Source organism: Actinoplanes sp. GCM10030250, assembly GCF_042666575.1.
Taxonomy (GTDB): Bacteria; Actinomycetota; Actinomycetes; order Mycobacteriales; family Micromonosporaceae; genus Actinoplanes.
Map to the genome: position 1 here is coordinate 18600 of NZ_JBHTDO010000027.1, position 25333 is coordinate 43932.

Annotated in this window: 31 protein-coding genes and 1 pseudogene; 15 read left to right on the forward strand and 17 right to left on the reverse strand. The window is 70.6% G+C overall.

What is annotated here, in order from left to right; translation table 11 throughout:
* Window positions 1-11: 11 nt before the first annotated feature.
* From ACFQV6_RS29430 to ACFQV6_RS29445, 4 genes are all read right to left on the reverse strand, one after another.
* Window positions 12-986 carry a LacI family DNA-binding transcriptional regulator gene (locus ACFQV6_RS29430; protein ID WP_378030866.1) on the reverse strand — a complete coding sequence of 325 codons (975 nt, stop codon included), beginning with the start codon at window positions 984-986 and terminating at the stop codon, window positions 12-14.
* 106 nt (window positions 987-1092) lie between these two features.
* The gene (locus tag ACFQV6_RS29435) at window positions 1093-1677 is read right to left on the reverse strand and encodes a histidine phosphatase family protein (protein WP_378030867.1); all 585 of its coding nucleotides are present in this window, start codon (window positions 1675-1677) and stop codon (window positions 1093-1095) included.
* Window positions 1674-2084 (reverse strand): hypothetical protein, encoded by a 411-nt coding sequence (locus tag ACFQV6_RS29440; protein ID WP_378030868.1) that lies wholly within the window; start codon window positions 2082-2084, stop codon window positions 1674-1676. Before ACFQV6_RS29440 ends, ACFQV6_RS29435 begins: the two co-directional genes overlap by 4 nt.
* Before the next feature lie 46 nt (window positions 2085-2130).
* Window positions 2131-2415 (reverse strand): hypothetical protein, encoded by a 285-nt coding sequence (locus ACFQV6_RS29445; protein ID WP_378030869.1) that lies wholly within the window; start codon window positions 2413-2415, stop codon window positions 2131-2133.
* An 89-nt stretch (window positions 2416-2504) separates the two neighbouring features.
* On the opposite strand from ACFQV6_RS29445, the gene ACFQV6_RS29450 reads away from it, so the two are divergent.
* Window positions 2505-2723, forward strand: coding sequence for a PLD nuclease N-terminal domain-containing protein (locus ACFQV6_RS29450; protein WP_378030870.1), 219 nt, complete (start codon window positions 2505-2507; stop codon window positions 2721-2723).
* 9 nt (window positions 2724-2732) lie between these two features.
* Here ACFQV6_RS29450 and ACFQV6_RS29455 read toward each other — a convergent pair whose 3' ends face one another.
* Window positions 2733-3089: a hypothetical protein gene (locus ACFQV6_RS29455; protein WP_378030871.1), complete on the reverse strand. Its 357-nt coding sequence runs from the start codon at window positions 3087-3089 to the stop codon at window positions 2733-2735.
* A gap of 121 nt (window positions 3090-3210) precedes the next feature.
* Here ACFQV6_RS29455 and ACFQV6_RS29460 point away from each other — a divergent pair, with 121 nt between their 5' ends.
* The gene (locus ACFQV6_RS29460; RefSeq protein WP_378030872.1) at window positions 3211-3795 is read left to right on the forward strand and encodes a hypothetical protein; all 585 of its coding nucleotides are present in this window, start codon (window positions 3211-3213) and stop codon (window positions 3793-3795) included.
* Window positions 3796-4224: 429 nt separating this feature from the next.
* Entirely contained in the window at window positions 4225-4524 is a 300-nt protein-coding gene (locus ACFQV6_RS29465) for a hypothetical protein (RefSeq protein ID WP_378030873.1), read from the forward strand.
* A 98-nt stretch (window positions 4525-4622) separates the two neighbouring features.
* On the opposite strand, the gene ACFQV6_RS29470 is transcribed toward ACFQV6_RS29465, so the two are convergent.
* Window positions 4623-5234, reverse strand: coding sequence for a class I SAM-dependent methyltransferase (locus tag ACFQV6_RS29470; protein ID WP_378030874.1), 612 nt, complete (start codon window positions 5232-5234; stop codon window positions 4623-4625).
* Window positions 5235-5377: 143 nt separating this feature from the next.
* Here ACFQV6_RS29470 and ACFQV6_RS29475 point away from each other — a divergent pair, with 143 nt between their 5' ends.
* Window positions 5378-5659 (forward strand): hypothetical protein, encoded by a 282-nt coding sequence (locus ACFQV6_RS29475; RefSeq protein WP_378030875.1) that lies wholly within the window; start codon window positions 5378-5380, stop codon window positions 5657-5659.
* Here the strand turns inward: ACFQV6_RS29475 and ACFQV6_RS29480 are convergent.
* Window positions 5647-6204 carry a cysteine hydrolase family protein gene (locus tag ACFQV6_RS29480; RefSeq protein ID WP_378030876.1) on the reverse strand — a complete coding sequence of 186 codons (558 nt, stop codon included), beginning with the start codon at window positions 6202-6204 and terminating at the stop codon, window positions 5647-5649. The two genes, ACFQV6_RS29475 and ACFQV6_RS29480, sit on opposite strands and share 13 nt — an antisense overlap.
* 268 nt (window positions 6205-6472) lie before the next feature.
* On the opposite strand from ACFQV6_RS29480, the gene ACFQV6_RS29485 reads away from it, so the two are divergent.
* On the forward strand, window positions 6473-7453 hold the full coding sequence (locus ACFQV6_RS29485; RefSeq protein ID WP_378030877.1) for a LacI family DNA-binding transcriptional regulator: 981 nt from the start codon (window positions 6473-6475) through the stop codon (window positions 7451-7453).
* Between the two features lie 296 nt (window positions 7454-7749).
* Here ACFQV6_RS29485 and ACFQV6_RS29490 read toward each other — a convergent pair whose 3' ends face one another.
* The 3 genes from ACFQV6_RS29490 to ACFQV6_RS29500 all read right to left on the reverse strand — a co-directional run bounded on the left by ACFQV6_RS29490 (window position 7750) and on the right by ACFQV6_RS29500 (window position 9972).
* The gene (locus tag ACFQV6_RS29490) at window positions 7750-8157 is read right to left on the reverse strand and encodes a hypothetical protein (protein WP_378030878.1); all 408 of its coding nucleotides are present in this window, start codon (window positions 8155-8157) and stop codon (window positions 7750-7752) included.
* Window positions 8158-8164: 7 nt separating this feature from the next.
* The gene (locus ACFQV6_RS29495; protein WP_378030879.1) at window positions 8165-8992 is read right to left on the reverse strand and encodes an IS5 family transposase; all 828 of its coding nucleotides are present in this window, start codon (window positions 8990-8992) and stop codon (window positions 8165-8167) included.
* Window positions 8993-9078: 86 nt separating this feature from the next.
* Window positions 9079-9972 (reverse strand): helix-turn-helix transcriptional regulator, encoded by an 894-nt coding sequence (locus ACFQV6_RS29500; RefSeq protein WP_378030880.1) that lies wholly within the window; start codon window positions 9970-9972, stop codon window positions 9079-9081.
* Window positions 9973-10034: 62 nt separating this feature from the next.
* Here ACFQV6_RS29500 and ACFQV6_RS29505 point away from each other — a divergent pair, with 62 nt between their 5' ends.
* The 5 genes from ACFQV6_RS29505 (at window position 10035) to ACFQV6_RS29525 (ending at window position 12733) form a co-directional block, all read left to right on the forward strand.
* Window positions 10035-10442, forward strand: a complete 408-nt coding sequence (locus ACFQV6_RS29505) for a VOC family protein (protein ID WP_378030881.1) — start codon at window positions 10035-10037, stop codon at window positions 10440-10442.
* 10 nt (window positions 10443-10452) lie between these two features.
* Entirely contained in the window at window positions 10453-11169 is a 717-nt protein-coding gene (locus ACFQV6_RS29510; protein WP_378030882.1) for a GNAT family N-acetyltransferase, read from the forward strand.
* Between the two features lie 157 nt (window positions 11170-11326).
* On the forward strand, window positions 11327-11653 hold the full coding sequence (locus tag ACFQV6_RS29515; protein WP_378030883.1) for a DMT family transporter: 327 nt from the start codon (window positions 11327-11329) through the stop codon (window positions 11651-11653).
* On the forward strand, window positions 11650-12216 hold the full coding sequence (locus ACFQV6_RS29520) for a TetR/AcrR family transcriptional regulator (protein WP_378030884.1): 567 nt from the start codon (window positions 11650-11652) through the stop codon (window positions 12214-12216). The genes ACFQV6_RS29515 and ACFQV6_RS29520 overlap by 4 nt, the downstream gene beginning before the upstream one ends.
* 79 nt (window positions 12217-12295) lie before the next feature.
* Window positions 12296-12733 carry a cupin domain-containing protein gene (locus tag ACFQV6_RS29525; RefSeq protein WP_378030885.1) on the forward strand — a complete coding sequence of 146 codons (438 nt, stop codon included), beginning with the start codon at window positions 12296-12298 and terminating at the stop codon, window positions 12731-12733.
* Between the two features lie 133 nt (window positions 12734-12866).
* Here the strand turns inward: ACFQV6_RS29525 and ACFQV6_RS29530 are convergent, their stop codons facing one another.
* Window positions 12867-13499 (reverse strand): putative glycolipid-binding domain-containing protein, encoded by a 633-nt coding sequence (locus tag ACFQV6_RS29530; protein ID WP_378030886.1) that lies wholly within the window; start codon window positions 13497-13499, stop codon window positions 12867-12869.
* A 237-nt stretch (window positions 13500-13736) separates the two neighbouring features.
* Here ACFQV6_RS29530 and ACFQV6_RS29535 point away from each other — a divergent pair, with 237 nt between their 5' ends.
* Window positions 13737-15467 carry a protein kinase gene (locus ACFQV6_RS29535; RefSeq protein ID WP_378030887.1) on the forward strand — a complete coding sequence of 577 codons (1731 nt, stop codon included), beginning with the start codon at window positions 13737-13739 and terminating at the stop codon, window positions 15465-15467.
* 2 nt (window positions 15468-15469) lie between these two features.
* The gene (locus ACFQV6_RS29540) at window positions 15470-16006 is read left to right on the forward strand and encodes a DUF6529 family protein (RefSeq protein ID WP_378030888.1); all 537 of its coding nucleotides are present in this window, start codon (window positions 15470-15472) and stop codon (window positions 16004-16006) included.
* Between the two features lie 81 nt (window positions 16007-16087).
* On the opposite strand, the pseudogene ACFQV6_RS29545 reads toward ACFQV6_RS29540, so the two are convergent.
* Window positions 16088-16903, reverse strand: a pseudogene (locus tag ACFQV6_RS29545) (DMT family transporter); the annotation flags it as partial.
* Window positions 16904-16976: 73 nt separating this feature from the next.
* On the opposite strand from ACFQV6_RS29545, the gene ACFQV6_RS29550 reads away from it, so the two are divergent.
* On the forward strand, window positions 16977-17864 hold the full coding sequence (locus ACFQV6_RS29550) for a LysR family transcriptional regulator (RefSeq protein WP_378030889.1): 888 nt from the start codon (window positions 16977-16979) through the stop codon (window positions 17862-17864).
* A gap of 25 nt (window positions 17865-17889) precedes the next feature.
* Here the strand turns inward: ACFQV6_RS29550 and ACFQV6_RS29555 are convergent, their stop codons facing one another.
* From ACFQV6_RS29555 to ACFQV6_RS29565, 3 genes are all read right to left on the reverse strand, one after another.
* Window positions 17890-18516 carry a 2'-5' RNA ligase family protein gene (locus tag ACFQV6_RS29555; protein WP_378030890.1) on the reverse strand — a complete coding sequence of 209 codons (627 nt, stop codon included), beginning with the start codon at window positions 18514-18516 and terminating at the stop codon, window positions 17890-17892.
* A gap of 102 nt (window positions 18517-18618) precedes the next feature.
* Complete coding sequence (locus ACFQV6_RS29560; protein WP_378030891.1) at window positions 18619-19233, reverse strand: FMN reductase; 615 nt, start codon at window positions 19231-19233, stop codon at window positions 18619-18621.
* Window positions 19230-20330 carry an LLM class flavin-dependent oxidoreductase gene (locus ACFQV6_RS29565; protein ID WP_378030892.1) on the reverse strand — a complete coding sequence of 367 codons (1101 nt, stop codon included), beginning with the start codon at window positions 20328-20330 and terminating at the stop codon, window positions 19230-19232. The genes ACFQV6_RS29560 and ACFQV6_RS29565 overlap by 4 nt, the downstream gene beginning before the upstream one ends.
* A gap of 283 nt (window positions 20331-20613) precedes the next feature.
* On the opposite strand from ACFQV6_RS29565, the gene ACFQV6_RS29570 reads away from it, so the two are divergent.
* Window positions 20614-21216 carry a hypothetical protein gene (locus tag ACFQV6_RS29570; RefSeq protein WP_378030893.1) on the forward strand — a complete coding sequence of 201 codons (603 nt, stop codon included), beginning with the start codon at window positions 20614-20616 and terminating at the stop codon, window positions 21214-21216.
* A gap of 8 nt (window positions 21217-21224) precedes the next feature.
* Here the strand turns inward: ACFQV6_RS29570 and ACFQV6_RS29575 are convergent, their stop codons facing one another.
* Together ACFQV6_RS29575 and ACFQV6_RS29580 are read right to left on the reverse strand one after the other, a co-directional pair.
* Window positions 21225-23390, reverse strand: coding sequence for an NB-ARC domain-containing protein (locus tag ACFQV6_RS29575; RefSeq protein WP_378030894.1), 2166 nt, complete (start codon window positions 23388-23390; stop codon window positions 21225-21227).
* 91 nt (window positions 23391-23481) lie between these two features.
* On the reverse strand, window positions 23482-23610 hold the full coding sequence (locus tag ACFQV6_RS29580) for a hypothetical protein (protein WP_378030895.1): 129 nt from the start codon (window positions 23608-23610) through the stop codon (window positions 23482-23484).
* A 210-nt stretch (window positions 23611-23820) separates the two neighbouring features.
* On the opposite strand from ACFQV6_RS29580, the gene ACFQV6_RS29585 reads away from it, so the two are divergent.
* On the forward strand, window positions 23821-25320 hold the full coding sequence (locus tag ACFQV6_RS29585) for an Nramp family divalent metal transporter (protein WP_378030896.1): 1500 nt from the start codon (window positions 23821-23823) through the stop codon (window positions 25318-25320).
* Window positions 25321-25333 lie beyond the last annotated feature (13 nt).

Consider the following 25333-nt stretch of genomic DNA (forward strand, 5'->3'; position numbering starts at 1 on the left):
GATCGCCGCCGTCAGGCGCTCTCGCGGACGATCACCCGGATCAGATCACCGCCGGGCGGGACCGGCTCCGGGCTGCCGCTCATCGCGGCCAGCACTCCCACGGCGAGGTGCGCGGCGATCGCATGCTGATCGGTGGTCACTGTGGTCAGCGACGGTACGGCGAGACGCGCGGCCGGGAGATCGTCGACGCCGATGACCGCCAGGTCACCTGGCACCCGGAGCCCGAGCCTGCGTGCTCCCGCCAGCACGGCCAGGGCGACCTCGTCGTTGTAGGCGCACACGCCCGTGACTCCGGCCTCGTACCAGCGGCGCACCGCCTCGGCGGCACGTTCCGGGTCGAGGGGCACCGTCTCGACGAGAGGTTCGGCGGGCGTGTTCGCGCGTACCCCCGCGAGACGGGGCACCGCGAAGATCCGCAGACGGTCGTCGTCGGGAGCGGCGTAGCCGAGGCGGCTGTGTCCCGTACCGGAGAGATGGTGTGCCTGTCGTTTTCCGATCAGCTGTTGCGGCATCTGCAGCTCGCACCCGTCCGCGCCGGGCCGTCCCAGCAGGGCGACCACCACCGCGATGCCGGCGGCGCGCATCGCGCCGAGCTCGTCCTCGGAGAAACCGGCGAAAGTGATCACCGCGGCCGGCGTGATCGCCTTCCAGATCTCGGCGGCCGGACGGTCCGCCTCGCTGCCGGGATGGACCACGAAGGTCAGCCCGGCGCGGGCCAGTTCGGTCGAGAGGTTGCCGAGCAGGTTGCCGACCTCGTTGCCGATCGGCCAGTCGGGCAGCAGGCAGAGCACCACGTCGGAGCGTCCGGTGCGGAGAGTTCGCGCGGCGGCGGACGGCGCGTAACCGAGGAGGGCGGCGGCCGCGAGAACCCGGGACCGGGTGGCCGCCGAGATGCTCTGACCGGGCGTGTTGTTGAGAACGTAACTCACCGTGGCCCGGGAGACCCCCGCGCGGGAGGCGACGTCGGCACTTGTCACCCGCGGCATGGGCAAACCTTACACGTGTAAGCCGCGTTCCAGGCCGCCTCACTGGTGTAAGCCGCGTTCCAGGCCGCCTCACTGGTGTAAGCCGGCGTTCCAGGCCGCCTTACTGTCAGCCGGCGTTCCAGGACGTCAGCACCGGATCCGAACCGTGTTCGAACCCCAGCGACGAAATCGTCGCGGTGTCCAGTTTGAGCAACCCGCCCGCACTCGGCGGCAGACCGATCCAGCGCGCACCGGCAACACGAAGGCAGTGGCCGTGCGCGACCAGGACGACATCACCCTCGGTCAGCAGCTCACGCGCCCGCGCCAGCACCCGGTCGAGCCGGGCACCCGCCTGCTCCGGGGACTCACCGCCAGGACAGCCGTCCGACCACAACGACCAGCCGGGGTGCGACTCGCGGATCCGCGGTGTGGTGATGCCCTCGTACTCACCGTAGTTCCATTCGGCGAGGTCCTCGGTCACCTCACTCACCGTCAGCCCGGCAAGCTCGGCGGTGCGCAGGGCCCGCTTGCGCGGACTGCACAGGACCGAGGCAAACGTACGCCCCGCGAGCCGCTCCCGGACCGCGCGCGCCTGCCGCTCGCCCTCCGAGGTCATGTCCAGATCGGTGTACGACGTGTGGCGCCCGTTCGCACTCCACTCCGTCTGACCGTGCCTGATCAGCACGATCTCCGTGCCCCCGCGGTCCGTCACGCCGCGTCCCAGGGCAGGGAGGCCGGGTGGCGGGCCTCGTCACGGGCGGCCAGGCAGGCCATCGCTCGCTGGTACTGCATGCCGGTGAGCTCGCCCCGGAAGAGCTGCGCGACCAGAAGGCCCTCGGTGCTCTCCACACGGGGCAGTGGCACGACCACGGGGTGGAGCCGGGCGTCCGCGGAGGTGGAGGCGGCGCTCGCCAGCCCGTACCCCGCATGGTCTTTGCCGCTCTTGTCCTTGCCGGTCTGGTCTTTGCCGGTCTGGTCTTTGCCGGTCTGGTCCTTGCCGGTCGTCTCGGTGCCGGTCGGCTTCTTGCCGGTCGTCTCCGGCGGCTGCGCGGGTTGCGGCCAGAGCGCGAACGTCCACGCCGCGACCATCGCGACGCCAAGCACGGCAACGACCAGCATGGTGATCAACTCCTCTGCGCCCCCGGAGTCTAATTCCCCTGTGGCGTCACGCGCATGCACCTGGATGCTCATCTCCAGGAATCTTGAGCGGATGCCGTTCGTCGTCCCGCGCGGCGACGCGCTCGATCTCACGCAGGTACTGCGGGCGCGACAGGTCCCCCTTGAGCAACTGCCTCACCAGCACACCTTCCAAGCTGGACGGCTCCGGCACCGCAGCCGGGCCACCCGGTGGGAACTCGTCACCGCGACCCTTGCCGGCTTCCCGCGCCGGCCAGAGGGCGAGTGCGGCGGCGACCATCAGGCCCACCGTCGCCACGAGCAGAATCACCATGGGAAACCACCCCCTCCGTGACATCTTCACCACGCTGCGCAAGGATCAACCAGCGAAGGCAGATGGCGCGAAATCCGGGAGGTGCCGCGATGGCCGTACGTTCATGGTCCGAACTGTCCCGCCGCGACAAGCTGGCAATCGCCGTGGTCGCCCCGATCGAGGTCGCTCTGACCATCGTGGCCGCGGCCGACCTGGCCCGCCGCCCCCGCTCCCGGGTGCGCGGACCGAAAGCGGCCTGGTGGCCGGTGCTGCTGGTGCAGCCGTTCGGCCCGCCCGCCTACCTGATCTGGGGACGCCGGTCACGCTGACTGCGCGGCTCAGCCCTTGCAGCCGCCCAGATACCAGCCGTTCGAGCCGGCCTGTTCCGGGGACTCCGCGAACGATGGCGTCCCCAAGTTCAGCAGGTAGTTCTCCTTGAACGCCGAGAACGGCCCGGCCATCACCACACACCCGACCGCCGACGCCACCGTTATGCCCGGACCACCTGTGCAGATAGGAGACGGCGCCGTACAGGACTGCCTGTTGAGCCGTGACGTCCTCGGCGTGTTGTCCCGCACTGTTCGCGGTCTGTTGTCCGCGCTGGTGGTGGGCTGCTGTCCCGCGCTCGTGGTGGGCTGCTGTCCCGCGCTGTTCGCCGGTTGTTCGTTGCTGCACGCCGCCACGAACAGTGCCACCAGTGCCAGGCCCGCAGGCGGGGGGCCGAAAGTCCCGGGACGTCGTGCTCTCCGGCACCGGTGCCACGGCCGCCGCCGGAGCAGAGTCAGAGGTGCAGACAAACGTAGCTAGGAGGACCAGATGGCCACCATCGGTCGCCGCAACATCACTCAACTCGAGACGGTCGAAGCCCCCGGTGCCATGCTGACCCCCATCGCAGCCCGGCTCCTGGCCGTCCTCCGTATCGCCACCGGATTCGTCTTCCTGTGGGCCTTTCTCGACAAGACCTTCGGACTCGGCTACTCCACCGCCGCGGAACGGGCCTGGCTCAACGGCGGCTCCCCCACCAAGGGCTTCCTCAGCTCGATCGACGTCGGACCCTTCGCCGGCTTCTTCACCAGCATCGCCGGAGCCGCCTGGGCCGACTGGCTGTTCATGCTGGGCCTGCTCGGCATCGGCGTCGCGCTGATCCTCGGCATCGGCCTCCGCGTAGCCGCGGCAGCCGCCGGCCTGATGATGGCCTTCATGTGGATCGCCGAATGGCCACCCGCCCAGACCACCAACAGCGGCGAACCCACCCGGTCGAGCAACCCCGTCGTCGACTACCACGTCATCTACGGCCTCAGCGCCGCGGTGGTCGCCCTGACCTACGCCGGCCACACGTGGGGCCTGGGCCGCTGGTGGGCCGGACTCCCCATCGTCCAGAAGAACCGCTGGCTGATCTGACTCCCGTCCGCCCTCCCCTCACACGCCCTCCCCTCACACGCCCGGCCGGATGCCCCTCCGGCCGGGCGTCTCCATGTCCCAGCCCAGGCGCCCCTCTCTCCGCACTCCCCTTTCCCAGGCGCCCCTCTCTCCGCACTCCCCTTTCCCAGCCTCTCCGGCGTCCCCACATCTCCGGCTTCCCGACCTGGGCGCACACGTTGGAGTTGCGTGCGCGTCCACCCATGCCGGGGGCGTTACCAGCGCCACGCAACCCCAATGTGTGCATCTACCACCCCGCTGCGGCTGCTCGGACGCGCCTAGCCACGTAAACGGCAGAAGTCGAGGGCGTTACAACCTCACCAAGACCCGGCCGTACGGGTTTCCATGATCATGAGCCGGGGGATTTCCTGTTCCTCATACCGTTTCAGCCGTCGCACAGCGGAGGTCACGTTGTCTCAGATCGAGCTGGCCCGCCCGGAAGACGCCGGCGACGTAGCTGACCGCATGACCTTCGAGGTCGACGGCTGGCCGGTCGCCCGTCTCCATCGCGGCGAGTCCGCCTCCATCCCGGTCGACCCGGGCGTGCACCTCATCCAGGTACGCCTCGACTGGCTGAGCAGCGCTCCCCTGCACATCGAGGTCCCCGACGGCGCCAGGGTGACCGCCACCGGTTCCCTGGCCGCCGACTCCGCAGGCGTAACCAGCACCTACATCAGCCCCGAAACCGCTCTGGACCTCCACGTCTCCTGACCGGCGCGGTCCAGGACCCCAGCTCGCCAAGCCTCACGGCGACGGGGTGCGCATCCCGCGCTCCGATGGTGGCGAGACACGCTCCCCCGCTCAAGTGCTCACGCTTTCGGAGCCAGGACGGCGACGAGGAAGTCTGCCGACGGGGTGAAGGGGCGCAGGTCCCACGTGCTGAGCTGAAGTTCCGGGCTCAGGCCCGCGGTGGCGGCGTCGGCCAGGAAGGTGTCGAAGTCGTACCCGCGGCCGGATCCGAAACCGATTACCGCCCGCCCCGTGCTGGACAGGTGCGCTGCGAAGCGGCGGAGGATCTCGACACGGGAATCGGGCGCCGCGAACGTCATAACGTTGCCGGCACAGACGATCACGTCGAACCGTTCGGGCAGTCCGAGTCCAGGAAGGTCGAGTTCGCTGAGATCACCGACTTCCCAGCGCGGTCCCGGGTGGTTCCGCCGGGCCTCGGCGATCAACTCCGGATCGAGGTCGACCCCGGTGACGTCATGACCGGCAGCGGCCAGCAGACCACCGACACGCCCCGTGCCGCACCCGGCGTCAAGCACGCGAGCGCCACGCGGAAGCATCGCGTCGATCATGCGGGCCTCGCCGCCCAGGTCGTCGCCGCGGGCAGCCATCGTCCGGAAGCGGTCGATGTACCACTGCGAGTGGCCAGGATCCTCGGCGATCTTGCGCAACCAGAGATTGTCAGTAGCGGTCATCGAACGGTCACTGCCTCTTCCTCAGAAACCCGGCCGGCCTTAACAGCCACCCGGCGGTCCCTCCGATCATCCCGCAGCCACCACCCCGCCGAACGAGCACCCGCGATCGACGAGGTCACGGGGCAACCCCGCGCCTTATGGCGGTGAGCACGCGGCCAGTCATCAACTGCGGAGCGGCGAGCGGCCAGGGCGAGCGCCAAGCGGCGAGCGCCAAGCGGCGGGTGGCGGGTGCCGGGCGCCGGGCGCCGGATGCCGGATGCCGGGCGCCGGATGCCGGATGCCGGATGCCGGATGCCGGGCGCCGGGCGCCGGATGCCGGATGCCGGGCGGCGGGCGCCGGATGCCGGGCGGCGGGCGCCGGATGCCCGGTGGCGTACCGGGTGGCGGATGGTCACCCGGGCCTGCGCCGCGGTCAGCTCGTGTAGTCGACCTTTGCCGTTTCGACCAGTTCGGCGGTGCGGCCGGGGGCGGACTGCCACTGCCAGTAGAGGTTGGTGTGGGCGATGACCTGCTCGGGCGGCGGGGCGCCGTAGGCGGTGAGGTCCTCGGTGGTGTGGGCGTCGGAGACCAGGGTGACGTCGTAGCCCCGGACGAAGCCGCCGTGGATGGTGCTGCGAATGCAGGCGTCGCTCTGGGCGCCGGTCACCACGAGGCGGCCGACGCCACGCTCGGAGAGCAGGTCCTCGAGCTCGGTGGCCTCGAACGAGTCACCGTAGATCTTGTGGACCAGGGGCTCGGCTTCCTGGCGGCTCAGCTCGGGCACGTATTCCCAGGCGTCGGTGCCCTTGGGCAGGCCCTGCTCGTCGGAGTGCTGCACCCAGACGACCGGAATGTTGTCGAGGCGGGCCTTCTCCAGGAGGGTATTGATGTTGGCGATCACCTCGTCCCGGCGCGGGGCACCGGCGACCACGCCGTTCTGCACGTCGATGACCAGCAATGCTGTGTTCGGGCGATCCGGCAATGTCGTCATGCGGCCCACCCTAGAACGACCCCCTGACATTTTTTCGCGCCCCGAGCGGGACCCGGGGCAGAACGCGATCGAGACCGGACAGGGCCGGCGGAACCCACCGGGAACCCAGCGGAACCCCGCGGGAAACGAGCGGAAACCCCGCGGGAAACGAGCGGGGAGCGAGCGGGGAGCGAGCGGGATTTGACGGGCGCCGGGGGTAACAAGGCCACACGAAACAGGTCGGCCGCGGCCCTCCCGGAACGGCACCTCGACGGCTTTACTTGGTGCCATGACAGCTGATCAGCGCACACCCGGCCTGGCGGAGGTGGCCCGGCGGGGAGGTGTCTCCATCGCGACCGCGTCCCGGGTCCTCTCCGGCCGGGGTCCGGCCTCCGCCGCCAGCCGCGACGCTGTGCGCCGTGCTGCCACCGACCTCGGGTATGTGCCGCACCCGGTGGCCCGGCGTCTCGCGCAACGAGAGGGCACCCGGATCATGTTCGCGGTTCGGGACCGGCGCACCGACATCCTGCGGGACCCGTTCGTCACCCGGGCGGCAGCGGCGATCGCCTCGGCCGCTGAGTCGGAGGGCCTGGGTGTCTCCCTGCGCCGCCTGCCCCTGGACGCCGCGGCCGAGCTGGATCTGATCGCTGCCGACCGCAGCGTCGCCGCCGTGGTGCTGGCCGGCCACGACCGTCCGACGCTCGAACGCCTGCCCCCGAGCCTGCGCGGGCGGACCGCGGCGATCGGGACCGGCGGCGCCGACGTGGACAGCGCTGACGTGGACAGTGCCGCCGGGATCGGCGCCCTGCTGAACCACCTTCATGCATCCGGCCGCCGTCGCATCGCCCTGGTCGGCGGACCGCCCTGGCTGGCCGCGGCCCGTGCACCACTGCACGCCTACACGGAGTTGATGCGCGCCACCGGCCTGCCGGTCAGGGTGGTCCCGGGCGACTTCACCGCCACCCGCGGCCGCACCGCGGCCCGGATCGTGCTGCGCCGCTGGCCCGACACCGACGCGATCGCCACCGTCAGCGATGCCACAGCGCTGGGCGTCCTGCAGGCGCTGGGCGCGGCGGGCGTCCGCGTCCCGCACGACATCGCCGTCACCGGCTTCGACGACATTCCGCTGTCCGCCGTCACTCACCCCGCCCTCTCCACCGCCACCCACCCGGTCGAGCTGATCGCCATGGCGGCCACCCGCACCGCACTGGGCGCTCCACAGCGCGGTCGCCTGTTCCCCAGCCGCCCCGTCCTGCGCGCCACCGCTTAAGTACACGCGGGGCAGAGGGCAGGGCGCCAGGCAGGGAGCGGGGAGGGCAGAAAAGGCCCTGAGGAAGGCGCAAGGTGGCGGAATCCGAAAGGGCGGCCTGACAGGAGAGCACCGCCCGGCAAGAGGGCGCCACGTGACACCAGAGGACCGTCCAACGGCAGAGCGCCGCCTACCCGCTGAGCGACCCGTAGAGCGCCGCCAGTTCCTTCCCGATGCGGGCGAGCTCCACCCGTACCGAAGAAGGGTCTTGAACCTCGACGGCCGCGCCCCAACCGCTGAGAGGCTGGTTTGAGGGTTTAGGTCCGTTTCTCGGTGAGGGCGAATACTCCGGGTTCGTTTTCGGTGAGGATGTTGCGGTTGACCATGCGTTTCAGGCGTGAGCGGGCGCTTTCGACGTGGCCGGGTGTGGGGTCGACGCCGACGGCGAGGCAGATGTCTTTGGCGCGCATCCCGTCGGGTGCGTCGCGCAGTGTGGTCAGTATTTGCTGGTAGGGGGTGCTGGCGATGGTCGGGTCGTCGGCGGTGAACTCGGTCGCGGTGAGTGTTTGCAGGGTGGTGCGGGTCGTCGCGAGGTCGGCCAGTTCGGTGTCGGCGTCGGCGAGTTGCGCGGTCAGGGTGGTGATCTGTTGTCGTAGGTGGGCGGCGGTCTGGCTGGTGGTGGCTTCGCGGTGGGCGATCAGGTCGAGCAGCGTGGTGATGTTCACCGGCGGCTCACCGCCAGGTCGGGGTGCTGGTGCCGGTCAACCGGCGCACGATGTTGGCCATCGAGGCCCAGAGGGTGCGCGACACCGATGATTCGGGCCGGGTTTCGTATTCGCGGGCCAGGCGGCGGTGCAGCATCAGGGTGCCGTTGACCTGTTCGACGATCCACCGTTTCTTGACCGGCACGAACCCGGCGGTGGTGTCGGTGCGTTTGACGACTTCGATGTCGATGCCCAGGACCGCGCCGTGCAGGGCGAAGTTCTGCTGGAAGCCGGAGTCGACCCAGGCCCGGGTCACGGTGGGGGTGTGTTCGGCGACCTTGTCGAGCAGTTCGATGCCGATCACGTTGTCGCTGACCGACGCGGCGGTCACGACCACGGCGATGATCAGGCCGAGGGCGTCCACGGCCAGTCCCCGTTTGCGGCCGGGAACCTTTTTGCCGGCGTCTTTACCGGTTGTCGCCGCCGGGACGTGGTTGGCGGCGCGGATCGACTGGGTGTCCAGCACGACCGCGCTGGGGTCTTCTGCGCGGCCGGCTTTCTCCCTGGCCTGACAGCGCAGCAGGTCATGAATCGCCTGATCAGTGCCGTCGTCGCGCCACAACGCGAAGTAGTAGTAGGTCGCCGACTTCGGCGGCAGGTCATGCGGCAGATACGCCCACTGACAGCCGGTCCGGGTTTGGTAGAGGATCGCGTTCAGGATTTCCCGCAGCTGGTAACCACCGCCCTGCTGGCCGGCCACCGAGACGCGTGTGGCCTGCCACGCCTCCAGAAACGGCCCGATCAGCGCCCACTGTGCGTCGGTCACGTCGCTGGGATACCGCTGTCGATCACTCATGACCAGCGCAACGCCGCGATGATCTCCCGGTCGCGATCCGGGCTCACCTTTCAGCCCATCGAGTGATCCCTATCCATAGCGAACCCTCAGAACGATCTCCAACCCGACTCAACGCATAGATCAACCCGAAGACCCCCGAACCGCCCTCTGAGCGTCCGTGCGATGTCCCTCGCCGTAGGCGCTCCCACCCGGACCCGGGCGCGGCCGTCCGCGAGCACCTCCTCCACCTCGCAGTGCCGCCCGAAGTGATCGCGCAGCACCCAGACGAAGCGTTCCTCGATCAGCAAGATCGCCCAGGTCCTGGCCCGCTTCTCCTCCACCTCGCCGACCACCTGTTCCCAGGCCGTGTCCAGGGCGAAGTCCGCCGGGCGGTCGAAGCTCTCCTCGGTCACCGTCATCGCGGAGATCCGGTCCAGGCGGAAGGTCCGCCGGCCGCGATCGGTGCCCGCGATCAGGTACCAGATGCCGTCCTTGTCCACCAGGCCCCACGGATCGGCTTCGCGGACGACGCCCTTGTAGGTGAGCCGGACCCGCCGTTGGCGGACCACCGCGTCCTGAGAGAGCCCGACGAAGGCGGGAGCCGCCGTCTCCGACGAGCCCCAGCGGGAGGGGTCGATCAGGGTGGCCGCGGCGGCCGCCTCGGCGGCGGTCCGGAACGGGGCCGGCAACGCGCGGAGCAGCTTGCGCAACGCCGCCTTCGCCTCGCCGGACACCGCGGCGGCCGGCCCTACCAGCAGGAACAGCGCTTGCGCCTCGGCCGAGGACAGGCCGCTCAGATCAGTACGCGCGCCGCCCACCAGCGACCACCCGCCGTGCCGCCCCGGCTGCGGATAGACCGGGATTCCCGCCGCGGACAGCGCCTCCAGGTCGCGGCGGGCCGTGGCGACGGACACCTCCAGCTCGGCGGCGAGCTCGGCCGCGGTGACCCGGCCGCGAGATTGCATCAACAGGAGGGTGGCGACGAGCCGGTCCGCGCGCATGTATCCAAGATTCGCAGAGAAAGTGCTCAGAAGGTGAGCACTTATGTCGCGAGGATGGAACCATGCTTCGAGGAATCACGACAGTCACGTTCTTCGCCGACGACATGGAAGCGGCGACCTCCTGGTACACGAAGGTGTTCGGGGCGGAGCCGTACTTCAATCGCCAGAACGCCTACATCGAGTGGCGTGTGGGCGACTATCAGCACGAGTTCGGCTTGCTCAGCAGCAAGTTCGCTCCGCACACGCCCGGCAAGGGAGCGGTCGTCTACTGGGCCGTCGACGACGTCGAGGCCGAATACCGGCGGCTCCTCGACCTCGGTGCCGAGCCCCACGACCAGCCGACCGAACGTGGCCCCGGCTTCGTCACCGCGTCGGTGATCGATCCGTTCGGCAACGTGCTCGGTGTCATGTTCAACGAGCACTACCTGCAAATTCTCGAAGCTTGCGGTGGAAGCGGTTCCACCGCCTAACCTCTCCGGCGTGCCCCGGATCCGTCCATACCGCCCTGCCGACCGAACCGCCCTCTACGACATCTGCGTGCGCACCGCCGACGCCGGCGGTGACGCGCGCGGACACTATTCCACCGACGACCTGATGGGCGACCTCTTCGCCGGCCCCTACGCCCACCTCGAGCCCCACCTGGCCTTCATCCTGACCGCAGACGCAGACGCAGACGCGGACGCGGACGCGGACGCAGCGGCAGACGCGAATGCAGCGGCAGACGCGAATGCAGGTCAGGAGGGGGTCGTGGACAGCGGCGGCCAGGCGGTGGGCTACGTGGTCGGCACAGCGGACACCGCCACCTTCGCCCGCCGCTACCGGGACGAGTGGATCCCCCTGCTCGGCGACCGCTACCCGATCCCGCCCCCGTCCGGCCGCACCCCGGAACAGGAGATGGTCGCTCTCCACCACAACCCGGAGCGGATGCTGGTGCCCGGCCTCGAAAACCACCCCGCCCACCTGCACATCGACCTACTGCCGGCCTATCAGGGGCAGGGCTGGGGACGCCGGCTCATCGAACGTTTCCTGACCACCGTGGACGCTCCGGGTGTACACGTCGGCATGGTCACCGCGAACGTCAGGGCCCGCGGCTTCTACGACCGCGTCGGCTTCACCGTGCTGTCCGTTCCCGGCCCGGGCCCGCTCACCTATCTGGGCGTCAGCACACAGCGGCCGTCACGGCCGTCTCAGCTTTGATCGTACGACGACGCCATCCCGAGGCCGGACAGGAGCTCCAGGACGGAAAGTCGTCACCCCGACACCAGAAGCGCGGCAATCAGGGCTGGAGGCCGATCGATCACTCTTGTACGATCGTACTTGTACACACGTACAAGATGATCGAGGTGTTTCCGCAGTGCCGTACGTCTACCTGTTCACCGCCATCGCGGCCGAGCTCGTGGCAACCAGCCTGATGAAGGCGACCGATGGCTTCACCCGCCTCTGGCCGACCCTGGCCTGCCTGGTCGGCTACGCATTGTCGTTCGTGCTTCTCGCCCAGGCGGTGAAGGGCATCCAGGTCGGCGTGGCGTACGCGATCTGGTCCGCCGTCGGCACCGCCGCGATCGTGGTGATCGGCGCGCTCTTCCTGGACGAGCCGTTCACGACGGTTAAGATCGCCGGGGTCTCGCTCATCATCGCCGGCGTCGTCATGCTGAACCTGAACAGCGGGACGGCCCATTGACCGGCCGCCGCCCCCAGCGCACCCGCGACCCGGAGGCACGCCGCGCCGCCCTGGCCGCCGCCACCATGGAGGTCATCGCCGAGGCCGGTGTCGGCCGGACCACGCATCGCGCCGTCGCCGCCAAGGCCGGGCTGCCGCTGGGCGCCACCACGTACTACTTCCCCACGCTCGACGATCTGATCGCCGCCGGGCTGCGGCACGCCGTCGCGATGCTGCAGGCCGACCTCGAGCAGTGGGGGGAGCGGCTGCGGACCGCCCCGGACATGCCCGAAGCGCTCACCGGCCTGGTCCAGGAATACCTGGGCGACCGTAGCCAGGTCCGCCTGGAGTACGAGCTGTGCATGGCCGCCGCCCGCGACGAGGCCCTGCGCCCGCTCGCCGAGGTGTGGATGCGGGGGCTGCCGGAGATCCTCGAGCCGTACGTCGGTGCGGACGCCGGGCGCGACATCTGCGCCCTGCTCGACGGCATCATCCTGCTCGCCCTGGTCACCGAGTCCGACCTGGACGCCCCGGCCCTGACCTCGGCCGTCCGCCGCCTCGCCGCCCCCGAACCCGGCAAATGACGGTGCCGAAGACCAGGACGGCGAACCGCTGGTGGCGCCGGTGCCTGCATTCCGCCCGGCGTCCCTAGGATCGGTCACCATGACCACCCGGCCGCCGCTGGCGGAACAACTCGACATGGCACCGCACCCCGAGGGCGGCTGGTTCCGGGAGACCTGGCGGTCTGCCTTCAGCTTCAGCCCTGAGGGGTACGGGGAAACGCGCAACGCCGCCACCGCGATCTACTTCCTGCTCCACCCCGGTGAGGAGTCGGCGTGGCACGAGGTGCGCTCCGACGAGCTGTGGTTCTGGCACTCCGGCGGCCCCTTGGAGCTGCGCCTCGGCGGGAGTGGCGAACGGCCCGGTGCGGAGGAGATCGTGGTGCTCGGCCCGGACCTGACCGCGGGACAGCGGCCGCAGGTCCTCGTGCCGGGCGGGGTGTGGCAGGGCGCGCGCCCGGCCGGTGACCAGCCGGTTCTGGTGAGCTGCGTGGTCGCCCCGGGCTTCGACTACGCCGACTTCCGCCTGCTCGAAGGCTAGCGGCCGAGGCCGGCGAGCAACCGGGTCAGGCGGCCGGGCCGGCGAGCAACCCGGGCCGGCGGCCGGGGCCGACGAGCAACCGGGTCAGGCGGCCGGGCCGGCGAGCAACCGGGGCCGGCGGCCGGGTGAACCGCTAGCGGGCCAGGCGGAGGCGGCCGGCCTGATAGGCGACCACGCCGGCCGGGTCGACTTCGTAGGTTGCGGGCGGGCCGTCGCCGGTGACGCGGAGCCGGTTGGGGCTGACCAGGTGGTAGGTGGTGGTGCCTGGCACGACGGCCAGGGACGGGACGAGGACGCGCACGGACGGGACCGTCACCGGGCCGGATGCGACGGTCAGGCCGAGATGGTGGATCGCCCAGGTGACGAAGATGGGCGAGTCGGTGATCCGGGGTACCGCGTCCGGGGCGATCGCGGCTGGGCCGGCGGGACCGGGCGGGGGAAGGCCGGCGTCGCCCGACTCGTCCGAGCGGCAGGACCACCCGTCCGTGGAGCGGCCGAGGCCGAGGTTACGGGTCCAGCCGGCGCCCTTGCAGGTGATGGTGAGTTCCCGGACCTCGGTGCCGTCCAGGGTGGCGGTCCACTCCATCGCGTACGGCAGGGTGCCGTGGACGACCGCGTTCCCGCTGCCCGGCGCGAGCACCAGTTCGGTGCCGACCAGGTCGGTCCGCTGCCAGGCCAGCGACCCGGACTGCCAGGCCGGCGGCACCGGCTGCGGCGTGCCGTCCGCCGTGCGCGCACCCGTCTGGCCGGTCATGGTCTCGGTCATCACGCCTCCCTCACCGCTGTCCGGAATCTCATGCTTACACCGCGTGAGCGCCGATGCTGCCGATACGTCCGATAGGGTACCCATCCCCTGCCGAACGGTCTGCCCCGCACCGGGATGGACGGTCACGAGCCGCGGTCACGGGTCTGAACCCGGGCCGCACGCCGCTGGTATTAGGGAGAGACAGCGACGAGTGCGTAAGGTCGAATGAGACCTTCATCGATGCCGAGGGGTACAGGGATGGCCGGTCAGGAGTATGTGGACGGCCCGGATCTGCGAGGGTTCCTGGCGTACCACGGTGGCAGGCTGAGCGCGGCCGGGGCCGCCGGGATCGCCGCGCAGGTGGCCGCCGAGTTGGCGTCCGAACATGACCTGGGCCGGGTCCACTCCGGTCTGGCACCGCAGACCGTTCTCGTGGTGCCGGGTCCCGGGCCGGTGCGGGTGCGGGTCGACGACTCGGGCACGGTGCTGCCGATGGTCGGCTACACGGCGCCGGAGGTTCTCGCCGGTGCGGTGCCGACGGATGCCGCGGATGTGTGGTCGCTCGGGGTTCTGCTGGTGGAGATGGTCACCGGGAACCCGCGGGGGAAGGCGGACGACCTGCCTTCGCCGCTGAACGTGGTGGCCCGGGACTGCCTGGCCACCGATTCTCAGCGACGCCCTCCGGCCCGGCGGCTCGCGGCCTACCTGCAGCAGGTCTCGACTACACCCGGCCTCCTCGAGAGCACGCCCGCGAGCGGCACGGCCCCGAGCGGCACGGCCTCGAGCGGCACGGCCCCGAGCGGCACGGGCGGCGGGATCGCGGGAGTTCTTGGCGGCAGCACTGCGCAAGCTGCCGGCTCCGGTGCGGACGTCGACAGTGCCGGGGCAGCCTGGGCGATCGGTGCCGGCGCTGCTCCGGTGGCAGCCGGCGCCTGGGGCGCGGCCGACAACCCCCGGGGCGCGGCCGACAACCCCTGGGGTGCGGGCACGACTCCGGGCGCCTGGGGTGCGAGTGCGAGTGAGGCACCGCCGGTGGCGGAGGGTGCGCGAGCCGGCTGGGCCACCGCGACCGACACCGGCAGCTGGGTAGTCAGCAACGGTCCGGACGCCACGCCCGCAAGCAGGCCGACCACCCCCGCGCCGATGCAGCCTCCGTCGATGCAGCCTCCGTCGGTGACACCGCCGCCGTCGATGCAGCCTCCGTCGATGACACCGCCGCCGTCGATGCAGCCGCCGGGCGAGCCGGAGCGCGAACGGAGCCGGTGGCGCAAGGGCCCGCTGGTCACCCTCGGTGCCGCGGTACTGATCACCGCCGTCCTGGCCGGTCTCAACATGAACGCGTCGGCCGGCGAGCGCACAGTCCAGGCCGCCCAGCAGGTGAGCGCGGCACCACAAGCCACCACACCAGCCTCCCTTCCGCCGACCGACGACCTGGCCGCCCCGGCCACGAAAGCACCGGCCGAGGCGCCCGGCACGGCCGCATCAGGCACGGCGAAGCCCGCCCAGGAGAACCTGCGGGTCACGCTGGCCGGGAAGGTGGAGAACGGCGGCGGCACGCTCGCGCTGTCGATCCGGGACGGGAAGGCCGTCGCGTACGTGTGTGACGGCGACCGGATCGAGTCGTGGCTGCAGGGCACCGCGACGGGCGGGAAGCTGTCGCTGAAGGGCCGCGACGGCAGCACCCTGACCGGCACGTTCGACGCCCGTAGTGCCGAGGGGGAGGTCACCGTCGAGAAGAGGACCAACCGGTTCGAGGTGGGTGTGGTCCGTAAGCCGTCGGGGCTCTACCGGACCGCTTCCCGGGTTCGTGGTGCCGAGGTCTCCGGAGGGTGGATCGTGCTCGCGGACGGGCGGCAGGTCGGTGTGCTGAAGAGGAACGGTGCCCCGGCGCCGGCGCCGCTGCTGGACGTGGCCACCCGTACCGCCACGGTGGACGGGGAGACGGTCAGCGCGACGACGATCGACGCCGAGAGCGGCGAGGGATTCTGATCGTGGAGGCCGGTACGCTGCGGCAGCCCCGCGTGTGGTTGCCCGTGGTGGCCGGAGTCGGCGTGGCGGTCTGCCTCGGGGTCTACGGGCGGCTGCACGAGCCGGCCGGGGCCCTGGACGTTCCCGCGTTCATCCGGCTGCAGGACACCAAGGTGTGGCTGGCCACGGCGGCCGCCGCGCTGGGCGTGATCCAGCTGGTGTCCGCCCTGGCGATGTACGGCAAACTGCCCACCGCCCGCTGGATCCCCGGCCTGCACCGGTGGAGTGGGCGGCTCGCTCTGCTGTTCTCCCTGCCGGTCGCCGTCCACTGCCTGTACGCGCTCGGCTTCCGCGCCGGCGAGCCCCGGGTCCTCGCCCACTCACTGCTGGGCTGCGTGTTCTACGGCGCGTTCGCCGCGAAGATGCTGCTGATCAGCCGGCCGGGCGAGGGACGGCCCTGGGTCGTCCCGCTGGCCGGCGGGCTGGTGCTGACCACCCTCACCGGCCTCTGGCTGAGCTCCGCCCTCTGGTTCTTCACCACGTTCGGCCCCGGCTGGTAGGCACCGGCCACCGGCGGGAGCCGGGGGGACCGGGACAGCCCGGTGGCCGGACTCCACCCGCTGGCCGTACCAGGTTCCGGCCAGCACCAGGAGAATCCCGGCGACCGTGATCGACGTCAGGTGCTCGCCGCCGAGGCCGACACCGATGAGGACCGCCCACACCGGTTCCGTGCCGAGCAGCAGGCTCGCGCGGGCGGCGGACGTCCGGCGTACGGCCCACAGCTGCACCAGGAAAGCGAAGACGCTGCACCCCAGGGCCAGCCAGAGGATGCCGAGCCACTCCCCCGTACCGAAGGCCCGCACCGCCGGCCCCAGCGCGGGCGCCGCGGCGACGCCGAACAGGACGGCGCCGACGAGGGTCTGCAGGGTCGTCAGCGTGACCGTGTCGTAGGCCCGTCCGCGCGTCAGGTGCCCGGAGAGGGTGACGTGCGCGGCGCGGACCACTGCCGCGGCGAGCATCAGCGCGTCCCCGGCCGACGGCGTGCTCAGCCCGGACCCGGTCACCAGCAGGAACACCCCCGCGACGGCCACACCAGCCGCGAGAAAGAAGCGCCCCGGCAGCCAGCGCCGGCCGATCGCGCCCTCCAGGGCCGGGGTCAGCAGGATCGTCAGGCTGATCAGCACTCCGGCGTTCGTGGCGCTGGTGAGCGATACGCCGTACGTCTCGAGGATCAGCACCGCCGCCTGCGTCAGTCCCAGCAGTGACCCGGCAGCCAGCTCCGGCCGGCTCGGCCTGCCGGGCCGGCGCACCAGCACGACCGGGACCATCGCCAGGGCCGAGACCAGGAACCGCAGGGCCAGCACGGCCAGCACACCGCCGACCACGACGAGGTCCTTGGCGGCGAGATAGCTGCTGCCCCAGATCACGGCGACGGCGAGGAGAAGCAGCATCGACATGGGGACAGCCTGCGATCACCCGATGATGTAGACAAGGCGCGAGATGCTGAACCCACGGTTTAGTGGAGGCTACATGGATCTGCATCACCTCAGGTTGCTGCGGGAACTCGGCGACCGGGGCAGCGTCGCGGCTGTCGCCCGGGCGATGCACATCACACCGTCGGCGGTGTCGCAGCAGTTGAAGGCGCTGCAACGGTCGGCGCGGGTGCCGCTGACCGAGAGGCGCGGGCGGCACCTGGTGCTGACCGAGGCGGGGCGGGCCCTCGCCGCGGCGGCGGTCGAGGTGTGGACCGCGATGGACAAGGCGGATCGCATCGTCGGGGCGTACCTCGACGATGCCGGCGTCCCGGTGAGCATCGCCGCGTTCCACAGCGCGGGGCTCGCCTGGTTCGCGCCATTGATCCGGCGGCTGGCCGCGGGTGGCCCGCCGCTGCGATGCGCGGACGAGGACGTGGCACACGCCGGCTTCCCCGCGCTGGTGGCCGATTACGATCTGGTTGTGGCGCACCGGCTCGCGCACAGCCCGCCCTGGCCGGCCGACCGGGTCGCCGTCGTCCCGCTGGTCCAAGAGCCGATCTACGTGGCGGTGCCGGCCGGGCATCCGCTCGCGGCCCGGTCCGCGCTGACCGCTGCCGACGTGGCCGGCGAGCAGTGGATCAGCGTGCACGACGGCTTCCCGCTGGAGGGCATCCTGGCGACGATCGCGGCGGCGGCGGGGCGGCCGCTGACGATCGCGCACCGGATCAACGACTTCGCGGTGGCGGCCGCTGTCGTCGCGTCCGGGGCGGCGCTGGCCTTACTGCCCGGCTACACGAGCCCGCCGAACCCGGGGGTGACGCTGCGGCCGCTCGCGAACCTGCCGGCCGGGCGGCACATCGACGTGCTCACCCGCCCGGAGACGCTGCACCGGGCAGCGGTCAGGACGGTTCTGGACGCCCTGCGGGAGATCGCCGCCCGCTGAACCGGCGCGGCGGCACCGTGTGCGCCTATCGGCCGCCGAGCGGGATCCGGGCGACCGGCTCCCACGTGATGGTCTTGGCGTCGGGATCGGCGGTGACGTCGACCAGCTGCACCTCCCGCACGGTCATCGGCGCGTGGCTGGGCCGGACCTGGCGCAACGCCCGCTGAACCCCCTCCGAGTCGGCCTCACCGTTCGCATATCCGAGCGTCAGATGCGCGATACCCGCGGGGTACTTCAGCGCCTCCGGACCGCGCACCCGCCCGAGCACGTCGTAGACAACCCGGGTCAGGTGGTTGATCTCGTCGTCCGGCGAGGTGTCGAACATGACCACCGACGTCTGGGCCAGGCAACTGCCGACGGTGAGCGTGAACGGCTCGACGGCGGCGAGGTCGCGTTCCAGCTCCGCGGCCAACTGGCGGCGATCGCCGGCGGAGTAGTTCCGGCCGTACGTGTCGGCGATCTGCGCGACGGTGATGTGCAGCCAGCGGTCCGCCACGAAGGTCAGCGGCGAGCCGTCCAGGGCCTTGCGGCAGCCGGCGACGAGGGAGGCCAGGGCGCGGTCCTCGTCGAGATCGGGTACGGCGTACACGTGAAGGAGGGTCTCGCCGGTGGGCCAGAGACCGCTGCCGTGGCGGAACACGAAGGGTTTCATCGCTCCGAGCCTAGCCCGGCAGTTCAGCCCGGAAGCGGCGCAGCGGCCCGGTGTGGCAACCGGGCCGCTGCGTCTCTCGAGAGCTGTGCGCTGACCGTACCGTCAAAGGTTTTTCATCAGATCTTCGAAGCCGGCGGTCAGCGCGAACGGATCGGCCACGGTGACCGGCTCCCGGCGCTCGATCTCACGAGCCAGCTCGGCCGCGGCGCGATCGATGCGGCCGCGCAACGGGCCCTCCACCGAGTCGGCGCCCCAGTCGTCGCTGGCCGCGAAGACGGCGGTGGGAACGACCGCGGCGCGCAGGTAGGCGAAGAGCGGCCGCAACGCGTGCTCCAGAACCAGCGAGTGACGCGCGGTGCCTGCGGTGGCGGCAAGCAGAACCGGCTTGTCGGCGAGGGTGTCCTTGTCGAGAACGTCGAAGAAGGACTTGTAGAGGCCGCTGTAGCCGGCGGTGAAGACCGGGGTGACGGTGATCAGCCCGTCGGCGGCGGCGACCGCGTCCTGCGCCTGCTTGAGCGAGGCGGGGGCGAAACCGGTCAGCATGTGGTCGGTGATCTCGTGGGCCAGGTCGCGCAGCTCGACGACCTGGACGTCGAGGGTGACGCCGAGCCGGGCGGCGGCTGCGCCCGCCGCCGCGGACAGCTGGTCCGCGAGCAGGCGGGTCGACGACGGCTGGCTCAGGCCCGCGCTGATCACGACGAGCGTGCGCTGCTTCATGCCGTGACCTCTTCCATTTCCGAAGCCTCGCGGGCGGCCAGCAGGGAGGCGTGGGTCGGAGCGTCCGGCACGTGGGCCGGCTTCAGGGCGGCGAACTCCTTGCGCAGCACCGGGACGACCTCTTCGCCGAGCAGGTCCAGCTGTTCCAGAACGGTCTTCACCGGCAGGCCGGCGTGGTCGAGCAGGAACAGCTGGCGCTGGTAGTCGCCGACGTAGTCGCGGAAGCCGAGCGTACGGTCGATGACCTGCTGCGGGCTGCCGACGGTCAGCGGCGTCTCCCGGGTGAAGTCCTCGAGCGACGGCCCGTGGCCGTAGACAGGGGCGTTGTCGAAGTACGGCCGGAACTCACTTACCGCGTCCTGGCTGTTCTTGCGCATGAACACCTGGCCGCCGAGGCCGACGATCGCCTGGTCCGCCGAGCCGTGGCCGTAGTGCTCGAAGCGCTGCCGGTAGAGCTGCACCATGCGCTGGGTGTGCTCCTTCGGCCAGAAGATGTGGTTCGCGAAGAAGCCGTCACCGTAGTAGGCGGCCTGCTCGGCGATCTCCGGGCTGCGGATCGAGCCGTGCCAGACGAACGGCGGGACGTCGTCGAGCGGGCGCGGCGTCGAGGTGAAGGACTGCAGCGGCGTGCGGAACTTGCCCTGCCAGTCGACGACGTGCTCACGCCACAGCTTGTGCAGCAGCGAGTAGTTCTCGATCGCGAGGGGGATCCCGGCGCGGATGTCCTTGCCGAACCACGGGTAGACCGGGCCGGTGTTGCCGCGCCCCAGCATCAGGTCGACGCGCCCGTCGGCGAGGTGCTGCAGCATCGCGAAGTCCTCGGCGATCTTCACCGGGTCGTTGGTGGTGATCAGCGTGGTAGCGGTGCTGAGCTGCAGGGTCTTCGTCTGCGCGGCGATGTAGGCCAGCGTGGTGGTCGGCGAGGACGAGAAGAACGGCTCGTTGTGGTGCTCACCGAGCGCGAAGACGTCGAGACCCACCTCCTCCGCGTGCTTCGCGATGGTGACGATGTTCTTGATCCGCTCGGCCTCGGTCGGTGTGCGCCCGGTGGTGGGGTCGGCCGTGATGTCGCTGACGCTGAAGATTCCGAACTGCATGACCCGCTCCTGGAGCTCTCCGGCCGGGGCATCTGACGTCCCGGGTCTGCCCTGCACAACTTCCTTGACAGCAAAACTATTTCAGATTCAAACAACTTGCGCTGCGGCAGAGGTCACAACCTTTCAAGAACATTTTTCGTACGGCCGGCGCAAAGCTCTCGAGAGACGCAGCGACCCAGCTGCGACACCGGGCCGTTGCGCCGGCATCCGGGCTGAACTGCCGGGTCGAGCTGGCACACTCCCAGCATCGACGCGGGCACGCTGTGTTGGCGAAACTGGTCCGGTGAGCTCCACCGGCCCACCCCCGATCCGGCACCACCTGGTCGCGCTGCCCCGCCATCCGGACGGCGGCGTCACCCCACTGCCCTGCACGGTGCACCGGCACCTGGTCGCCATCCCCCGCCCCTCGATCTTCCTGGCCACCGACGACCTCCCACCACCCCGCCGCGACCGCCGGACGCCGGCAGCGGTGATCCTCTCCGCCTGCCTGCTGATGCTGGTCTGCGGCGGCGGCTTCGCCGGCATCGCCACCTTCATCGGCGACAGCGCCGACGGCCTCTCCCAGCCCGGCCCTGCCGCGACCAGCCGCCTCCCGGCCCGCGCCGGAGCAGTCCCGGTGCCGTCCGCCGCAGCCACTCCCCCGGCGACCGGCCTTCCGTCACCGGAGGCGCTTCCCACCAGCACCGCCACCGTCAAGCCGATCGCGCCCGGCGCCCCGGAGGCAGCCCGGATGGGCAGGCGATGCACCCCGGCGGGAAGCATCGGCCGCACCGCCGAGGACCTGCTGGTGATCTGCGGACCGGACCGATACGGCCGCGCACGCTGGCGACCACTGAGCCCCGCCGCGTTCCGGATGCTGACCGGGCAGCCCCTGGGCACCGGGTGATCGGCAGCTCAGAGTTCCTCGTCCTGGGTGGCCGGCACCATTCGCCGCTCCCAGTAGGCAATCGACTCTCGCGTCCTCCCCACCGTGGGATGCTCCGCGCCGAGTACCCGCATCCGGTCCGCCAGCAGAACTCGAAGGTCCGCGGCAGCCCCTTCCGGGTCGCCGTCCTCGCCCCTCCAGTAGGCAAGGGTCTCGCGGGTGTAGTGGGTCTCCGAAGAATCCGGTCCGAGCGCCCGTGTCTGGTCGGCGAGTAGCGCGACCATCGCTTCGGTAGCCCCGGCCCGGTCCCCCGTCCTTCGCCGCCAGAAAGCGATGTAGAAGCGACGGGAAAGTGTGGCCGGCGAGTCAGCGCCCTGTTCCCGCAGAGTGTCGATCAGGATCTCCTCGAACGCGGCGACAGCGCCCGCCGGATCGCCCGTTTCACCGAGCCAGTAGGCGCGATTGCTGCGAATCGTCCAGACCGCCCGGTGATGACGACCGAGTTCTCTCGACGCGTCGGCGAGAACAGCATCGAACTCCGCAACGATCCCCGGTTCGCCCGCAGATCCTCGCCTGGAGGCGATGTCCCCGCGTGTCTCCAGGGTGTCCGGGTCGGCGGGGCCCAGAATCCGGAGGCAGTCCGCCAGCAAGCCTTCGAAGTCGGCGAGGACGTCTCTCGGATTCTCGTCGTACGCGAAGAAGGCCGCGTTGCGGCGGCACCGCAGGGTGAATCGATGGTCGGGACCCGCTTCGGCCGTTGCGGTGCCGGCCAGGTCGCGGAAGTACTTCGTCGCGGCAGCAGACTGACCACCGAGCCCCAGGCTCAGCCCTGGTTCCAGCAGCACTCGATGACCACCGGTGGCCTGGCTCCACAGGTACCGGCGAGCCGCACCGTGCAGACCGGCCGTGTTCGTTCGCAGCAACTCCTGCCGGGCCCGGTCGTGCCGGACCGTGGACCACAGCTCCAGCAGAGCGTCACCCACAGCCGTCGCCATGTCGCCTCGACGGCCGGGTTCCGTGGTCTCTCTCGTGACCCGCTGGACCAGGGCGTGAATCCGCACGGCGGCGGTTTCGGTCCGGGGTTCGTCCCGTGCGGCGCTGACCAGCCCCACGCGGTGCAGCGCCCGGATGGCGTCCCGCACGTCGTCCGCGTCGACCGGCCGGCCGAGAAGGGCACTGCAATACGCGAGGACACTCCGGGTGCTGAACACGTCGAGCGGAATACCGTTGGGGTCCATCAGGGCAGCAACCTGCAACAGCACACCGGCAAGGCCGCCGGTGGAGGCGTCGGCAAGCTCGACAGACAGCGACCACGTGTCTGCCACTGCTGTGCGCTGGTCGTCGGGCAGGGTTGCCGGTCGCAGCGCCCCGACCGCACGGCGTTCCAGCCGGCCGATGTATTCGGTGCAGGTCAGGTCCTGATCCGAGATGTAGGTGACGGCCTGCGCCAGAGCCAGGGGCAGCTGCCCGAGGGCGGCGGCCAGGTCTTCGGCGCCGTCGCGCTGGTCCGGAGCCGGGAGTTTCCCCTGGATGTAGGAGAGCGCCTCGGCCGGCGTGAACACGCCGACATCGATCAGGGTGCGACCGTCCAGCAGAGCGCTGTCACGACGGCGGGTGGTCAGCACCGTACGGCCACGGCGTGTGGCAGGTGGCCACAAGCCGCGAAGGTCGGCCGGATCGGCGACGTCGTCCAGCACGATCAACCAGCGGTGGCCGGTCTGCGCCAGCCAGTTGAGGAAGCGTTCGGCGCCCACCCGTGGGTCCGCATCCTCGATGCCGGTGACGTCGGCGGCCGCCTGTGCGTAACGCGCGAGGACGCTGCTGCGAGACGAGGCCGTCACCCACATCAGCAGGTCCACGCGGCGCCCGGCCCACCATCGCTGGCACAGCGCCGCTGCCAGCTGCGTCTTACCGACCCCGCCGAGGCCGGCCACGACTCGGCACGCGGCCGCGGAGTCCTCATCGGTGTCGACCGAGCTCTCGAGCGCGGAATCCGCGGGCCGGTCGACGCGCCCCGTGGCGAGCAGGGGCACCGTGCCGATGCGGTGCGGCCACCGGACCGGCGTCCGAGCGGCGGCGCGGAAGAAGTTGTTCTGAACATTGTGATTACCGGCCTGGACGCCTTGAGCTCGCTCCGCGATGACGAACGGGTCGGCCGCGCCCGGACGTGAGGGGTCAGCAGGTGTGGCGGTCACCGGCTCGCATACTCCTTCCCTCCGGGGCACCGCGGCCCGGCTGGCAGCCGGTGCGCGGCGGGGCACTCCCAGGTTATGCGGCGCGGCGGGCTCACCGGAGGGCGAGCTTGACGTCGGCGAGGCCGGTTGCGGAGGCGACGGCGAGGGCGGCGACGAGGAGGGCGAGCAGGAGGACGACAAGGGCGACGATCCACTCGAGGCCGGAGCGGCGGCGGCTCATCGGGAGGCATTCGGGGGCGTCGAGAGCATCGGGTCAGTTTGCGCGCTTCAGGCGTACGAGAAAAGGAGGGTGACCGAGACTTCTGGATCGACCGACATCGATCGGCTTTTACAGATCACGCACCGCGGGGGCCTGACCCTTGCGGCGTGCGAGGGGCAGGCAGAGATTGATGGCTCGGGTTCTCAGCGTTCTCAGCGAGGAGGCGCCGCCATGGAGCAGGAGACCGGGGCCAGCACTTACCCCCTGGGCCGTAGCCGTCCCGACCTGGCGGTGGGCGACCTGCCCGAGCCCGAGGAGGTCTTCGGGATCGCGAAGATCGGGACGCGCCAGCTTTTCATGTACGTGGTGGGTCCGAGTCTGATCGCGCTCGGTATCTCGATCGGCAGTGGTGAGTGGCTGCTCGGGCCGCAGGCGGTGGGGCAGTTCGGGTTCGTCGGGATCGGCTGGGTGATCGTGGTCTCGGCGGTGCTCCAGACGTTCTACAACGTGGAGTGCTCGCGGTATGTCCTGGCGACCGGGGAGGTGCCGGTCGTCGGGTGGGGACGGGTGCCGCCGGGCTTTCAGCTGTGGGTGCCGCTGTCGGTGTTCATCGTGATCTTCTCGTTCATCGCGGGCGGATGGGCGGCGGCGGCCGGGCAGGGGGTGTACGCGCTGGTGCACGGCGAGGTGGCGCCGTCCGGGGCGGAGGAGCCTCGGCTGTGGGCGATCGCGCTGCTGATCGTGGTGTTCCTGCTGACGGCGTTCGCGAAGCGGATCAGCCGGACGCTGGAGCTGGCGAACTGGGTGATGGTCGGCTCGATCATCGCCGGGCTGATCCTGATCGACGTGTTCGTGGTACCGGCCGAGCTGTGGTGGGAGGGCATCCGCGGGTTCTTCACGCCCGCCGCGCCGCCGGCCGGGATCACCGCGACGCAGCTGGGCGGGCTCGCCGGGTTCACCGCGCTGGCGTCGGGGCTGAACTGGTACGTGATGGGCCACTACCGGGACAAGGGCTACGGGATGGGTTACCGGACCGGGTTCATCTCCGGCCTGCGCGGTGACCAGACGAAGATGCTCGACGTCGGGGTGACGTTCGCCGACACGCCGGAGAACGCGGGCCGCTGGCGCCGGTGGTACCGGTTCCTGCTGATCGACATGTGGGGTGTCTTCTTCCTCGGCGCGATGGTCGGGATGCTGCTGCCGACGATCCTGATGGCGCACGCCGTCGAGGTGTCCGGAACCCGGCCGACTCCGGCGGAGGTGCCGACGTTCGTGGCGTCGGTGCTGGGCGACCAGTACGGGCAGGCGCTGTTCTACGTCACGCTGATCCTCGGGGTGCTGATCCTGTTCAGCACGCAGCTGGGGATCTTCGAGGCGATGGTCCGCGTCACGACGGACGCGGCCCACGCCACGAGTCCCCGGCTGCGGCGGCTGATCGAGGGCGACCCGCGCCGGTTCTACTTCCCGTTCATGCTGACCCTGCTGGTCATCATCTCGGTGATCCTGCACCTGGCCGTGCCGGTGAACCTGGTGCAGTGGTCGGCGAACATGTCCAACCTGGGCGCGCTGATCTACCCCTTCATGCTGATGTATCTCAACGCCCGCCTGCCGAAACCGGCCCGGCCGCGCCCGTGGCACTACGTGGTGCTGGTGGCGAACGTGCTGTTCTTCGGATTCTTCTTCATCAACTTCATCGCCGACTTCTTCGGGGATCCACTGGTCATCTTCTGAGCCGGCCGGCCGG

Excerpts from the sequence above, each read along its gene's own strand:
- ACFQV6_RS29430 (WP_378030866.1), bottom strand. The coding sequence starts at position 986 with ATGCCGCGGGTGACAAGTGCCGACGTCGCCTCCCGCGCGGGGGTCTCC.
- ACFQV6_RS29440 (WP_378030868.1), bottom strand. The coding sequence starts at position 2,084 with ATGCTGGTCGTTGCCGTGCTTGGCGTCGCGATGGTCGCGGCGTGGACG.
- ACFQV6_RS29445 (WP_378030869.1), bottom strand. The coding sequence starts at position 2,415 with ATGGTGATTCTGCTCGTGGCGACGGTGGGCCTGATGGTCGCCGCCGCA.
- ACFQV6_RS29450 (WP_378030870.1), top strand. The coding sequence starts at position 2,505 with ATGGCCGTACGTTCATGGTCCGAACTGTCCCGCCGCGACAAGCTGGCA.
- ACFQV6_RS29460 (WP_378030872.1), top strand. The coding sequence starts at position 3,211 with ATGGCCACCATCGGTCGCCGCAACATCACTCAACTCGAGACGGTCGAA.
- ACFQV6_RS29470 (WP_378030874.1), bottom strand. The coding sequence starts at position 5,234 with ATGACCGCTACTGACAATCTCTGGTTGCGCAAGATCGCCGAGGATCCT.
- ACFQV6_RS29480 (WP_378030876.1), bottom strand. The coding sequence starts at position 6,204 with ATGACGACATTGCCGGATCGCCCGAACACAGCATTGCTGGTCATCGAC.
- ACFQV6_RS29485 (WP_378030877.1), top strand. The coding sequence starts at position 6,473 with ATGACAGCTGATCAGCGCACACCCGGCCTGGCGGAGGTGGCCCGGCGG.
- ACFQV6_RS29495 (WP_378030879.1), bottom strand. The coding sequence starts at position 8,992 with ATGAGTGATCGACAGCGGTATCCCAGCGACGTGACCGACGCACAGTGG.
- ACFQV6_RS29500 (WP_378030880.1), bottom strand. The coding sequence starts at position 9,972 with ATGCGCGCGGACCGGCTCGTCGCCACCCTCCTGTTGATGCAATCTCGC.
- ACFQV6_RS29505 (WP_378030881.1), top strand. The coding sequence starts at position 10,035 with ATGCTTCGAGGAATCACGACAGTCACGTTCTTCGCCGACGACATGGAA.
- ACFQV6_RS29525 (WP_378030885.1), top strand. The coding sequence starts at position 12,296 with ATGACCACCCGGCCGCCGCTGGCGGAACAACTCGACATGGCACCGCAC.
- ACFQV6_RS29530 (WP_378030886.1), bottom strand. The coding sequence starts at position 13,499 with ATGACCGAGACCATGACCGGCCAGACGGGTGCGCGCACGGCGGACGGC.
- ACFQV6_RS29535 (WP_378030887.1), top strand. The coding sequence starts at position 13,737 with ATGGCCGGTCAGGAGTATGTGGACGGCCCGGATCTGCGAGGGTTCCTG.
- ACFQV6_RS29550 (WP_378030889.1), top strand. The coding sequence starts at position 16,977 with ATGGATCTGCATCACCTCAGGTTGCTGCGGGAACTCGGCGACCGGGGC.
- ACFQV6_RS29555 (WP_378030890.1), bottom strand. The coding sequence starts at position 18,516 with ATGAAACCCTTCGTGTTCCGCCACGGCAGCGGTCTCTGGCCCACCGGC.
- ACFQV6_RS29560 (WP_378030891.1), bottom strand. The coding sequence starts at position 19,233 with ATGAAGCAGCGCACGCTCGTCGTGATCAGCGCGGGCCTGAGCCAGCCG.
- ACFQV6_RS29565 (WP_378030892.1), bottom strand. The coding sequence starts at position 20,330 with ATGCAGTTCGGAATCTTCAGCGTCAGCGACATCACGGCCGACCCCACC.
- ACFQV6_RS29580 (WP_378030895.1), bottom strand. The coding sequence starts at position 23,610 with ATGAGCCGCCGCCGCTCCGGCCTCGAGTGGATCGTCGCCCTTGTCGTC.
- ACFQV6_RS29585 (WP_378030896.1), top strand. The coding sequence starts at position 23,821 with ATGGAGCAGGAGACCGGGGCCAGCACTTACCCCCTGGGCCGTAGCCGT.